The following is a 13,093-nucleotide window of genomic DNA, read 5'->3' on the forward strand; positions in this document are numbered from 1 at the left end:
AACAACAAACCATATGAATCCCCAATTAAAACTCCTCGCCAAAGACCTGACCAAGGAATTCCCCCGCAGCCCGCGTGAACTGCTGGCGGGTTACGTCATCGCCGCCCGTTGTCTCGACAAATGCCGCTCGGTCCTTGCCCGCACGGCCGGCGAATACCACTCCGGTTGTCCCCTCGACCTTTTCTTCCTCGAATTCGTCGGCATTCCCTATGATGACTTCAAGGCCCAGGTCGCAACCGGTGCGACGGATTCCGAAGTGGCGGCTTGGATCGAAAACAGGGCGGTCAAACGCCCACGCATCGAAGTCATCAAATGGAATAATGAGTGGCGCGACAAAACCCTGAGCCAACTTCCGGATGCCCTTCAGGAATACATGGAGGACTACATCCCAAAATTCATCCGTCGCAACCGCCCGGTCTATCACTTCTTCGATATCTACGACATCGAAGAACAGCGGCTCTGAGCCGGGAGCGCCGGATCAGGGGGTGGTTCCGGCGTCGGCTTTGATGCCGGAAAAGGCCAGGGACACCTGCACATCATCGCCGATCGGACCGATGGAATAGTTCATTCCAAAGTCGCTGCGTTTGATGACAAAAGTGGTTTCGCCACCGCGGCGGGTTTCTCCCTGCATGCCCTTGACTTCGTCCGTGCCGGTGAACTCCACCGTCAGGGGCTTGGTCGTGCCGAGAAGCGTGAAGTCGCCGGTGACTTTATAGGTATTGTCCCCGGTTTTTTCGACTTTGGTGCTTTTGAAAGAGAGGGTGGGAAATTTTTCCACATTGAACAACTCGGGTTTTTTCAGGTGGGCATCGCGCTTGGCACTCCCGGTGTCAACGCTGGCCGCTTGGACGGTGACCACCACGGAACTGGCTTCGGGTTTCTCCGGGTCGAAGGAAACCTGTCCTTCAAATTCCTTGAAGGACCCGGTGACCCAGCTGATGCCCAGGTGGCGGATCTTGAAACCGACCGAGGAATGGACCGGGTCGATCTTGAAGACTTGGGGGGCGGCTACGGCCGGGGAGACGAGCAGCAGGGGGAGGAGAATCAGTGCGGAAAAACGGGTGATCTTTTTCATAAAGCGGAAAGCTAGCACAGGCTGAACGGGCGGCAACCCCATCAACCGCGGGGTGAGGTGGTGGTGGCAGCACCGTAATTGCGCACCGGCAATTTTTCATCCGTCGCAGCGGCCTCTGTCTGGAGGGGCTGGAATTGCTCCAAGCCGACCATGCCTTCGCGGACCGCAAGGTAGGATTTGCCATCCTTGACCAGGACGGCGTAAAACGTGCCGCGCGGACGGGCCACCCCCTGCGGGGTGCGGATCTGGAGATCGACCTCGCCTGCTTGTTGCCCGGCGGGTGGATCGGAAACCAGAACCACGATGCGGCCCTCGGGCAGGTCCACCGTGGCGGTGGCAGTCTCCTGCGCTGTGGGGGAATGGCGCTCTTCGACGCGCAAACGGGTGCCCCCCTTGAGGGTGATGGCCAGCCGGGGAAAAACAATCAGGGTGATTTCCCCGTTGTCGCCTGTGCGCAGCTCCGCGCCCAGGGGAACTTCCATCCCGGCGGCGGCCAGGACCGGTTCGTTCTTGCCCGGAGTAAAGACCTGCGACTGCCCGGAGGCGGAGGCAATGGTCAGGGGCACCGTCATTTGCGCGCGGCCGGGAACGACGGCGACCAGTAGCAATCCAAGGAACAGACAAGGCAGCAGTTGGTCGGATGTTTTCATGGAGGGTATGGGGCGGATCGGGGATCAATAGGAAAAGATCAATCCAAGGTGGATGCGGGAGTCGAAGCGTTTGTTGAATCCACTGTCGAGCAACTGGAAACCGTAATCCATCCGCGCACTGAAATAACGGTCGATGAAAAGTCGCAGCCCCCCCCCGGCCGAGGACAACTCCCCGTCGGGATTCTCATCTTCCAGCAACTTGACGTTGCCGACCTGGCCGTAGTCCCAAAAACCCAGGAACCGCAACTCGGCCGCATGGCCGGTCCAATCGAAGATCCGGTCGAACTTCACCGGCGGCGTGTACAATTCGAGGTTGATGTACCAACCTTCATCGCCGCGGATTTCGGACTCGGCATAGCCGCGCACCGAACTGTAGCCCCCGATGCCCAATTGTTCCGTGCTGAGGAGGTTGGTGTCCGCCAGTTGGCTGTTGATGCGGGCCTGGGCCTCGAAACCCCAGAAGAGTGGCTGTCGCCTTTCGGCCTGGAAGCGAACATACGTGTAGGAAGGATCGGAGAAGGCCCGGCTTTTCTCAAAAGCCTGCGGGGAGTTGAAGTTGCCCACCCCGCCCGGGCTGAAAAATCCGGTCATTTCGAAACGCAGGAAACCACCCGTGGGGTCGGTCCAATCCATTCCGTATCCGGCAACCGCCTGGAAGATTTCCGTCTGTTCCGCATTAAGGGTGAGGGAACCGCTGAAGAGATCGTTGTCGACGCGGCGTTGGTCCAAGCCGGTGGTGAGGGCATGGCGGAAGTTTCCCTGCGAACCCGGGAGTTGGTGCCGGTAGCGGAATCCGCTTTGGAAACTGGTGCCGTCCGTCTCCAGGCCCGGCACCCCGGCCCCGGTGACATCAGCACTGGCCTGGGAATAACTCATGTAGCCGGTGAGTCGGTGGTCTCGGAAGACGGGGATTTCGTAGGAAAGGGCATGCGAGCGCGAAGCCAACAAATCCGGGCTGATGGAATACTGGTAGTTAAAGGTGTGGTCGAGGCCGAAAGCGTTGCCCCAGTTGAATCCGAAGATCAGGCGTTCTTCAGCGGTGATGTCATTGCCGGTGTCTTCGTAACCGGTGTAAAAGCGGACTGGGAAGCGGTCCTGGGTCTTGAGCACCACATCGGTCATCCCGGGCCCCTCCCCGGGGGTGAAGAGCACTTCCACTTCCCGGAACGGGTTGCGGTTGAGTAACTGGATATCTTCCACCAAAGGGCGAGAAAGGATTCGCCCGCCGCGCGTCAACCGCACCGGGCCGGTGATGCGGCGGTCGGAAAACCAGCGGTTCCCCTCGGACCGGACATCCTCGACCCGTCCTTCCAGGACCAGGATCTGCACCAACCCCGTCGTGATGTCCTGCTCGGGAATGAGCACATCGACGACCGGCAGGTCGTGGTCCCGGTAGATGGCGACGATTTCTTTCACCAGCTCGTTGAGGCGCTTGAGGCTCACCGGGCCGCCGATGCGGCTGCCCAGTTTCTGCCGGACTTCGGGCACATCCAGAAGTGGAAGCGCGGATACCGTGACGCCGAGGGGTTGTTTGCGCCCGGCGGCCAGGATCTCTTCTTTGCGGCTGGTGAACCAAAGCCCTTTGAGTTCCTTGATCAATTCGGTGTCATCGGTGACCTCCGAGGATGGCGGCGGCTTGACCCGGTCCACTTCACCCGTGTCCTCGGGAAGCGGCTGCGGGGCGATGCTTTCAAAGCGCGGGATGGTGTCGGAGACCGCGGGGTTGTTGACTTGGGCGCTTGCCGGATGGGTAAGCAGCAAGGAAAACAAAAAGAACGCGGCCGAGGCAGCAAGGCATGGATCAGACTTCATGGCTGCTTGGAAAGGGCGGCCAGGGCCTGCGCCAGTTGCTGGTAACTTTTCGGGTCGAGTATCGAGAGCAGGAATTGGTTGGCCAGTTCGGGTTTGATGATGACCGAATTTCCGTTGGCGTCCTCCTGGTAAAGAAGACCGGGGGGCAGGCGGACTTCGCGGGGATCCAACCTGCCGGAGAGGATGTCGGCCAGGGCCTGGAGGATGTCATCCTTGGCCGAGGCGGACATGTCCTCCTGCAGGGTGCGTCGCAACTCACGCAGTGCTTCAGCGGCATCTTCGCCGATTTCCTGGGCTTCGCCCTTGTCGTTGACGGCAAAGAGCCCGAAACCGCCGGAGCCGCCCGCGCCGGTTCGGAAACCAATGCCCAAGCCGCCGTTGCCGATATCGATGCTGCGCAGACCGAAGTCCCCCACGTTGATGGCCCCCGGGGAAACGGGCGGGGTGTAAGGCACCACCACCACAATGGTGGTGTCACCGGGCAGCCCTTCACGCACCAGAACCGCATTGCCGGCCCCCGAGGGGGACGAGGGATACGGAGAGGAAAGCTGGATGAAATTGACCGTCAGCAGTCCGGTCTTGGTCTGGACCTGGGTGCCACTGTAGATGACAAAACGGCTGCCCGAGAGGGTTTCAAGCGAGTCACTGGCCCCGCTCAAATCCGCGACATTGCCGGATTTGGACGCCAATACGATGTCATTTCCAAGGCCGCTGGCCAGAATATGGGTTCCGGAGAGCAGGGTGATGTCCCCTTCGGAAACGATTTGCACCCCACTGGCGGCAATTCCACCGGACATCTCACCGTTGATCTCAAGGTCGACAGTGTTGTAAAGCCGGAAGGCCGCCCCGCGGATGACATTGCCCAGGACGTTGATGCGATTGAGCAGATTTTCCAGCACGATGCCCTGGGATGCGGAGAGACTGAGCGAAGCCGTTCGGAGGGCTCCGGTCTGGGTGATGCTCCCTCCGGAGATGAGGCTGCTTGATCCATTGACCTCCAACTGGTTCAACTGCATGCCATCCGCTTCACGCAGCACCAATGAATCCGACCGCACCGCCACCGACCCGAAGCGGTTGCCGGCGTTGTTCAACACCACGCTTTGGTTGGCGGCATTGAGTGTGAAGACACCTCCGACTTCCAGGGCGCCATTCTGGGTCACCGAACCGCTGGCCGTGGTGGTGAAATCCCCCGTCACGACGATGTCACCGAGATCGATGCCGCCCCCGGAACTGGTGCCACCGGAGTTGATGTCCAGGTTGAGGTTGTTGAAGAGGATGCTGCCGGAAGGCGCCAGAAGCTGGAGGTCGTCGGCGGAAAGAGTCTGGCTGCCCACCCCCGAGCCCTGGATGTTGCCGCTGTTGGCCCGCAAAACCACGTCGCCCGTGGTGGTGATGTCACCATCAATGGTGAGCGTGCCACCGGTGACAACCTTCACCTCACCCGATCCGGCGTCTGCGCGGAAGCTGACGGCGTTGGACTCGCTGACATAGATCCCGGCGGAACCACCGGAGGTGAAATCAAGGCTTCCTGCCTGGGTTTGCAGGGATGAAAGCGTGGAACCGATGCCTCCGGAGGCGATGACGGTCAACCGGTCGGCGGAGAAAGTCCCGGAAACCTGCTGCAACGAACCCGTCGGCACCCGGAGAGTGAAGTGGTCGCCGACACTGCCAAAATTCCCCGCCAGTCTGGCCGTGCCCCCGGAAAGTGTGAGGTCGATGGTCTGGACAGCCACCCCGCCGGAATAGGTGATCGCCGTCCCCAGGTCGAGGAGGGTTTGCTCAACAAGGAAAGCGTTGCCACCGAGATCGAGATCCAGCTGGGTGGCGGTGTCCGTATCAATCGGCGCGAGCGCGGTCCCGGTTGCGCCGGAAACGGTGAGAGACACCGTGGGGGCCTTGAGGACGCCTGAAGTTTGGAACAGGCCGCCGGCGGTCACGGTCAAATCAATCAAGGTGCTAGCCTGCACTCCGCTGCCCAAGGTGAGGTCGCCATTGTCCACGGTCAGGGTGAGCGAGGAGGTCGTCGACCCCGTGGTAAGGGTGGTGGCGCCATCGTTGGCCAAAACAACCGGACCCCCACCGGATTTGTCCAAGTGGATCTGGCCGGCAGAGGTGGTGGCGGCGGATGTGCCGTTGGCCGCCGTCACGGCACCACTTCCGTAAAATTCCAAGCGGTTGGCGTCGAGGGTGCCGGACACACGGACCGGGCCCGTGTAGGACTGCGTGCCGGTTGTCGTGACCGAATTCAGCTTGGTGAGGGCGGCCGAAACCGTAAATGCCTGGAGTTGGATCGCGTCCTGGCCAAGGAAGTCCAGCGTGCCCGCACCAGCCTGGATGGTGACCGAGCGGCCCCCGGCATCCAATCCATAAAGATCCACATTGCTGCCCTGGCTGTTGATCGTCAGATCCGCGCCGGTCACCTCAACGCCCCCGGAAAAGGCCAAGCCATCGCGGCCAAGGAACGTGGTCGCGGCGGAAAGGGCGAAACGAACAAGACCGGCAAAAGAAGTACCGACCGAGCCGTCGCCCAGAGTCACTCCGTTGTGGAAAGTCACCCCACCCGAGCCGCTGGCATCAATACCCCCGGAATTTGTGGCCACCGTCGAAGCGAAGTCCGTCGCTCCAGAACCTTCCAGCACCAGTGCCGCTCCGGTGGAGGAGGAAAGGCCGGAAACCGAGCCCAGGAGGTTTTTCAGTCCAGAGCCGGAGGAAATTCGAAGTGAATAACCACTACCAGTTAGTGCTCCAAGCCCGATAGATCCACCGGCGCTACTGGTGTCCAGAACCGTGTTGCTATTCAGATTGACCGCACCAAAGGTGATGCTTCCCGCTGCGAGCGTGCCATACAATTCACTCAAACCGGCGGTGTCATTGATATTTCCCGTCACTTGCCCGCCTCCACCAAAATCATAGGTATCGACACCACTACCCCCTTGAAGATCCCCCCCCAAAGAACCCAAAGCCGTGAAGACAAAAGCATCACTGACATTTCCACCCGTGAGGCTTTCGATGCTGGTAAAGTCGATCACGCCCAGGTCTCCCGCATCCGCTCCGGTGACATTGAAGGTGTTGGCCTGGTTGAATCCCACCAGGGTGTCTACCGCGCCCAGCCCATCCAGGTTCACGTCTTCCACCTGCCCTCCGAAGACCACCGCGTGCTGCCCATCGCTCAGGGTCGTCGCGGCCGTCATGGTGAAGGTGTCCGCTCCGCTCGTGCCCGTCACTTCCACCGTGTCCGTCCCGCCCAGGGCCACTTCGGTGATCGTCGTCGTGATTGCCGCTCCCCCAAAGGTCACCCGGTAGGTGTCATCCCCTCCACCACCTTGCAGGGTCGAACTGAAGCTCGAACTGCCGGTCAGATCATCATTCCCACTGCCGCCGATCACGGTCTGGATGTTGCTCAGGCCTCCGGTGACTTTGTTGGACGTCCCTGCCGCCAGGTTCGCCGTCACCGCTGTGCTGAAGTTGGCAAAGCTCAGGGTGTTCGCCCCTCCGCTGCCCCCGTTGAGGCTGCCAGCCCACACCACCGCGTCGTCGAAAACAAAGCTGTCGGCCACGTTGTTCCCGCCGACCAAAGACCCAAAGTTACTGAAGCCCGTTGAGAGCACCGTGCCGCTGTTGGACCCGGTGATGCTCCAGATCGTGGCCGCATTCGGCCCGGTCAGCGTCCCCTGACCACCACCGTCAAGTACCTGAATATCTGTAAATGTTCCCGAGCCATTGACCGAACCGGCACCCGTGGCCGTCAAAGAAATAGATTGGCCTGAACCGGTCAAAACGATCACATCCGAACCCGATCCTCCATCGATCCCTCCACTAAAAGTAGCGCCATTGGCAAAGGTGAAGGTATCCACGCCGTTGCGGCCCAGGAGATTTTCGAACCCTTTGTACAGGATACCGCTTGTGGTCACCCCGTTGGTCCCCACATTCCAAGACCGGCTCGCATTGCTGGAACCACGAAGGGTCTGACTCCCCGAAGGAGCGACAAAAACCTCCACCCCGATGACTGTACCCGCGCGGTTGGAAGGATCCAAATCACCGGTGTCGACGGTCGTCGCAAATCCGGTCGCTGCGGAGAAATCGATCGTGTCCCCCGTGGTCGCCCCCCCTCCGTCGATATCCCCAGAAAATGTGGTCGCGCCGGAGAAAACAAAGGAATCATCCCCGCTGCCGCCGACCAGTTGGTCAATGTTGGAATAGGTGGCGCTTTGGGTGCCGTCGTTAACCGTGCTGGCGGAAATTGTGAAAATGGCTCCGTTGTCGGGTCCGCGCAGTATGGTGGTAATCCCGCCGCCCGATCCCCCCGAGATGTTCAAAGCAAGCACATCGGGAAGCGCATCAGCAAAAGTGAGGGTTCCATCTGAGCTCTGGGCGAAGTTAAGGTTCAAATCCCCGGTGGCACTGCTGATGACGGCACCACTTTGGAATGTAAGGTTTCTGTCGGCAGAGAGGGTGAGGTCGTTGGCTGAGGTCCAGCTGATGCTTACCCCATTGAGTATCAAAATATCGCCGTTGGCCCCGGTGGTCTGGATGACCAGGTTGCCCACGTTTTGCAGATAATCGGCAACGTCCTGGTCCAGCAGCGTGGCCGTGCTCACGGTTCCGTTGCCAATCGGAACGGAAGTCCCATTGCCGGTGATGGTGATTTCCGTCGGGTCGATGAGGAAGGTCCCGGCTTTTCCTGCCGGGGCGGAGACATCCACGCCCGTCAGCCAGTTGGGGAAAAACCACGATTCCAAACCCGAGACTTCCACAAAACCGCCATTGCCACCCTGAACACCCCCACGCGCGGAAATAGTCCCCTGGAAAGAAGTGGCCCCGTTGGACCAAACCACCACCAGACCCCCATCACCGGACTGGCGCGCATCCGCCTCGATGCGTACTCCGTTCTCCACGGTCACGTTCTGTGCTTCGCGGATGTCCGGATCATCACCGTGGAGTCCGCCCCCCATTTCGACACTCCCGCCACCCGTCCGGCCGGAAACAGTCAAGCCCGCACCATGGGACAGCAGGATATGGTCACCCTCGATGCGGATGGAACCGCCCTTGGAAAGATCGGAAGAGGTATCCAACCGGCCGGAGACCCCAACCCCGGACCCTTCGATGCGGATCGAACCGCCCGAGCCGTCGGCGTTGCGTGCATAAATGCTGCCACTGTGACCCAGCGTTCCGTCGCGGGCCACCAGATAGACCCGGCCTTCCTGTTTGAGGCTTCCTGTGGCGCGGATGATGCCCTCGTTGTTGATGGCCAGGGCGTAGGGATTGCCGCCGGAAGCCACCAACTCGGCTTGGGCAGCGGCGATGGCCCCGGCATTGTGCACCCGGCCATCCAGTCCCTCGGGCCGGACGAAAATCCTCCGGCTGGCGTCCGGTGCCCAAGAAACCAGCACTTCCCGGCCACCGGCCAGGGCGGCCACGCCGGAGGGTGCCGAAAGGGTTCCGGTGTTACGGACTTCGCGCGAAATGAGGATGAGGTCCCCCGAGCGGGCCAGGATCGTGCCCTGATTTTCGATCGCCGCCGCCGAAGTCCCCTTGAACCGCCAATCTTGGCCGGTCACCAACCGTTCTGGATCGGCATCAAGTGTGGTGGCCAGAAACGATCCAGTGTCCACCACCGCCCCACCGCCGACCAGAATCCCATTCGGGTTGATCAAAACCACATGCCCATTGGCCTGCAGCGTACCGAACAACTGCGAGGGATTGCCGGACATGACCCGGTTGACCGCGAGCGAGGAGGATGAGGGCTGCACGAACTGCGTCAACTCGCCCCGGCCAATCGAGAAATCCTGCCAGCCAATAACCACACGGTCGCCGGTGGTGACCGTCAGGCGGTCCGGGGTCCGCTCAAAGGTTGCCGTTCCCGATTGGATCACTTCCCCCACCGGATTGGCCCGCACCCCCGATAGACCAGGAAAACAAGCCAGCCAGACCACCGCGGACAAAATCCGTGGGGGCGCGTGGAAGACAATTTTCCGGCGGTATTTCATGTTTTCTGGACAGGGAACACCCTTCAATATTCCCAAATCCGTGGGGCTGTCGAGAAGCATTCCACCGGCCACAAAGAGTCCGAAATTCCCCGCCGTCAACACAACTAATCCAAACCGATTTTCATTATATTCAAATCTTATACAATAGACCCCGTCCCCGGTGAAAAAAACCTTTCCCCGGCTCCCAGTTTATCGTTCCGCGCGTGTGATTTTACTTTCCCTCGCCCCGGGGCTTGAGCATCTTGCTCCGTGGATCGTCTCGCATGTCCCATTTCGCCAAAAAACTCCTGTACGGCATATTCGCCCCCCTGATTGTCACCGGGCTCGTCTGGCTGTTCCACGATCAGGCCATTTTCCAACGCCTGGAGAATCTGACCCTCGACTGGCGCTTCAACAATTTCCGCGCCGCCGCCGCCAACAACTCCGACCCGGACCTCTTCCTCATCGCCATCGACCAGGCCTCGATCGACAAATACGGCGGCTGGCCCTGGCCGCGCAACACCCATGGCGATCTGCTTTATCTCCTGGAATCCCAGGAGCCCCGTGTCGTGGCTTTCGACATCCTCTTCACCGACCGGCGCGACGAAAAACGCGACCGCTTTCTGGCCAATAGCGTCCGTGAAGACCAGGCCAACAAGTATTTCGCAGAGAGCCTGAAAAAATCCGGCCGGGTCATCCTCGCCGCCCAGGCCCAGACCGGCGCGGTGCAGGCGCCCCGTCGCGGACGGATCGACGACGGCCAAACCAAGCCCATCGGCCGGGTGACCGGCGAGGTCATGGACGTGCCCGGGGTGAATTCCTCCGACGACGTGCTCCTGCCCATGGCCCTGCTCCGCTATGAGGCCCTCTTCGGCTTCACCGACACCGCCCCCACCCGGGGCAATGACACGGTCCGCCGCACCATGCCGATGGTCATCCGTGTCGGGCGCCAGCTCTACCCCAGTTTCGTCACCCAAATCCTCCTGCGCCAATGGAACGTCGACCCCGCACAGGTCACGGTTGAATTGGGCCGCTCCATCCAGTTTCCCACCGCCGAGGGCCTGCGCGCCGTTCCCATCAATGACCGCGGCGAATTCCTCATCAACTACCGCCCCAACCTCCGGATCGATCAATACCCCTTCGGTTCCCTGGCCCAAAGCCTCTACGACCACACCCAGCTCGGCAAACCCCTTCCGTCGGACTTCCCCAAACTCGCCGGCCGCACTGTCATCACCGGCGTCACCGTGGCCGGCCTGATGAACCAGGCCGACACGCCGCTCTCCGGCGCCACCCCTCCGGTCCTGACCCATATCCAAACGCTGGTCAACATCCACCACAACGACTTCCTCCGTGAAGCCGCGCTTGGGGCCGAAATCTGGGGCTTCCTCATCGTCAGTTGGGCCTCCCTCCTGGGGGTCCGCCGGGAACGCTTCCTCTTCACCATCGGCGTCCCGATGTTGACCCTTTTTGCCTTCAGCATCGCCTCCCTCGTCCTCTTCAACTACCAGAACCTCATCCTCGATTACTTCTGGCCGGTCACGGGTTTCATCGCCCTCCACACCGGCTCCCTCGTCCTCAACTGGATGGAACAACTCAACTCCAAGCAGCAACTCCGCAGCGTTTTTGCCTCCTACATCGCCCCCAGCGTTTTGAACCAGCTCCTGCAAAGCCCCGACGCCATCCGCCTCGGTGGCGTCCGCAAGCCCGTCACCATCCTTTTCTCCGACATCCGTGGATTCACCACCATCAGTGAAAGCCTCCCGGAAGAGGCTCTCGTCGCCCAACTCAACGACTACTTCGAAAAAATGGTCGGCAGCGTCAACCGCCACCAGGGCACCCTGCACAAGTTCATCGGCGATGCCGTCATGGCCGTCTGGGGTGATGTCGTCTCCAGTTCGCCGGTGGAGGACGCCCAACGGGCGGTCCGTTCGGCTCTGGAAATGGTCACGCTGGCCGGGGAACTGAACTCCCGCTGGACCGCCGAGGGCAAGCCCCCCTTCCAGATAGGCATCGGCCTCAACTTCGGCGAGGTCGTGGTCGGCAACATCGGTGCCACCCAGCGGCGCGAATTCACCGTCATCGGTGATGCGGTCAATCTCGCCTCCCGCATCGAGGGCCTGACCAAGCATTACCGCGCACGGGTGCTCGTCGGGGAATCCCTGGCCGGCATGCTCGAAGGCGCATTCATCCTTAGGTCCGTCGGCCGGATGGTGGTCAAGGGCAAGACCAAGTCCGTGGGCATTTACGCCGTGCTGGCGGAAAATGGCAGCGAGGCAGCCGCGGAATATTCACCCAGCTGGCTTCTCCGTTACGAGGAAGCCTACCGCGCTTTCACCGGGCGGGATTTCGAAGGGGCGGAAAAACGCTTCCAGGACTGCCTCAACCAGGTGCCGGACGACTTCCTCTGCACCCTCTACCTCAATGCCTGCCGGGATTACATCGCGCACCCCCCGCCCGAGGACTGGGATGCCACGGTGGAAATGAAGGAAAAATAAGTCTTTCCCCAAACTTCGCACCTCCCTGCCTCCGCGCCTTTTTTATCCCACTCCAGCAAACCGGGCGGCCTGATAGATCGGATCGATTTCTCGGCCATCCAACAAGGCATCGGCCAACTGCCGGGCCAGAAGCGGGGCCATCATCGCGCCGCGCGAACCCAACCCGTTCAGGGTCCAGACGAAGGGATGTTCCGGGTGAGGTCCGACCGCCGGCAGGCGGTCCTGCAAGATCGGACGGATCCCCACCCGGTGATCAAGGATTTCCGGTCGCGGCGGCAAACCGAGCGCACACCAACCGGCCAGGATTTCTTCCCGGCCTTCGGACGAGGGTCCGGCATCGAATCCGTCCCAGCGATAGGTGGACCCCACCCGGTAAACCCCGTCGCCCAGGGGAATGACAAAATGACCGCGCATCCACACGGCCCCTTCCGGTCCTTGGTGGGAGCGAACAGTCAGGATTTCGCCCCTGGCCGCCTTCCAGGGCAAGCGGGTGAACCAGGGATCACCCCCGCTGTGGCCCGGACATAAAATCAGGTGGTCGTAGCCCTCCCCCCTCCACTTCCACCTCCACCTCAACGCGTGGCGGTCTGTTTCGATTTCCCGGTGATCCACCACGCCCCGGACCAGGGGAATCCCGGCCCGCTCCAGCACAGCGGGTAGGCAACCGTAGTCGAACCATCCCCCTCCACGGATGCGCACCCCACCGAAGACCAGGCGACCACCTTCCGTCTCGGGCAATGTTTCCGTCCACGCGGCATAGGCCGGATCCCGCTTCCGCCTGTCCCATCGCTCCCGTTCTCCTGCATCACGGAAAAAACGTTCGATCGGCATCGGATGCCAGACCGGACGCCCAAGCCTTGCGGTGATGCCGGAGAATGTTTCCTCCGCGGCGGCCAGGAATCGTGCGGTCCCGGGAAGAAGGGTCAGACGGATGCCGGTGACCGGATTGACCAAACCCGCCGCTGCGCGTGATGCCGAGGGGCGCAAGGGATCGTCGCCCACCACCACATGGACCCCCCTCTGTTGGAGCTCCAGGGCCGTGAGGGTTCCCGCAATGCCCGCGCCAACGACGAGGATGCGCATGGAGGCGGCAGC

7 protein-coding genes are annotated in these 13,093 nt (G+C 61.3%); 2 read left to right on the top strand and 5 right to left on the bottom strand.

The features are described from left to right. Positions 1–13 precede the first annotated feature (13 nt). Positions 14–463 carry a DUF5069 domain-containing protein gene (locus SFU85_07535; GenBank protein MDX6766625.1) on the top strand — a complete coding sequence of 150 codons (450 nt, stop codon included), beginning with the start codon at positions 14–16 and terminating at the stop codon, positions 461–463. A 15-nt stretch (positions 464–478) separates the two neighbouring features. Here the strand turns inward: SFU85_07535 and SFU85_07540 are convergent, their stop codons facing one another. From SFU85_07540 to SFU85_07555, 4 genes are read right to left on the bottom strand one after another with little or no spacing between them, the layout of a single operon-like run. Further along, positions 479–1,075, bottom strand: a complete 597-nt coding sequence (locus tag SFU85_07540) for a YceI family protein (protein ID MDX6766626.1) — start codon at positions 1,073–1,075, stop codon at positions 479–481. A gap of 41 nt (positions 1,076–1,116) precedes the next feature. Continuing rightward, on the bottom strand, positions 1,117–1,725 hold the full coding sequence (locus SFU85_07545) for a FecR domain-containing protein (GenBank protein MDX6766627.1): 609 nt from the start codon (positions 1,723–1,725) through the stop codon (positions 1,117–1,119). 24 nt (positions 1,726–1,749) lie between these two features. After that, on the bottom strand, positions 1,750–3,537 hold the full coding sequence (locus tag SFU85_07550; GenBank protein ID MDX6766628.1) for a ShlB/FhaC/HecB family hemolysin secretion/activation protein: 1,788 nt from the start codon (positions 3,535–3,537) through the stop codon (positions 1,750–1,752). After that, positions 3,534–9,524 (bottom strand): filamentous hemagglutinin N-terminal domain-containing protein, encoded by a 5,991-nt coding sequence (locus SFU85_07555; protein ID MDX6766629.1) that lies wholly within the window; start codon positions 9,522–9,524, stop codon positions 3,534–3,536. Before SFU85_07555 ends, SFU85_07550 begins: the two co-directional genes overlap by 4 nt. Positions 9,525–9,787: 263 nt before the next feature. Here SFU85_07555 and SFU85_07560 point away from each other — a divergent pair, with 263 nt between their 5' ends. Then, positions 9,788–11,998, top strand: a complete 2,211-nt coding sequence (locus SFU85_07560) for an adenylate/guanylate cyclase domain-containing protein (GenBank protein ID MDX6766630.1) — start codon at positions 9,788–9,790, stop codon at positions 11,996–11,998. A 42-nt stretch (positions 11,999–12,040) separates the two neighbouring features. Here SFU85_07560 and SFU85_07565 read toward each other — a convergent pair whose 3' ends face one another. Beyond that, positions 12,041–13,081, bottom strand: a complete 1,041-nt coding sequence (locus SFU85_07565) for an FAD-dependent oxidoreductase (GenBank protein ID MDX6766631.1) — start codon at positions 13,079–13,081, stop codon at positions 12,041–12,043. Between the last annotated feature and the right edge of the window lie 12 nt (positions 13,082–13,093).

The sequence above is a fragment of the Candidatus Methylacidiphilales bacterium genome, from assembly GCA_033875315.1.
Classification (GTDB): Bacteria; Verrucomicrobiota; Verrucomicrobiia; order Methylacidiphilales; family CAZTYG01; genus JANRJG01.

Bases quoted from the DNA above. Each gene is read 5' to 3' on its own strand.
- SFU85_07535 (MDX6766625.1), top strand. From the start codon at position 14: ATGAATCCCCAATTAAAACTCCTCGCCAAAGACCTGACCAAGGAATTC.
- SFU85_07540 (MDX6766626.1), bottom strand. From the start codon at position 1,075: ATGAAAAAGATCACCCGTTTTTCCGCACTGATTCTCCTCCCCCTGCTG.
- SFU85_07545 (MDX6766627.1), bottom strand. From the start codon at position 1,725: ATGAAAACATCCGACCAACTGCTGCCTTGTCTGTTCCTTGGATTGCTA.
- SFU85_07550 (MDX6766628.1), bottom strand. From the start codon at position 3,537: ATGAAGTCTGATCCATGCCTTGCTGCCTCGGCCGCGTTCTTTTTGTTT.
- SFU85_07555 (MDX6766629.1), bottom strand. From the start codon at position 9,524: ATGAAATACCGCCGGAAAATTGTCTTCCACGCGCCCCCACGGATTTTG.
- SFU85_07560 (MDX6766630.1), top strand. From the start codon at position 9,788: ATGTCCCATTTCGCCAAAAAACTCCTGTACGGCATATTCGCCCCCCTG.
- SFU85_07565 (MDX6766631.1), bottom strand. From the start codon at position 13,081: ATGCGCATCCTCGTCGTTGGCGCGGGCATTGCGGGAACCCTCACGGCC.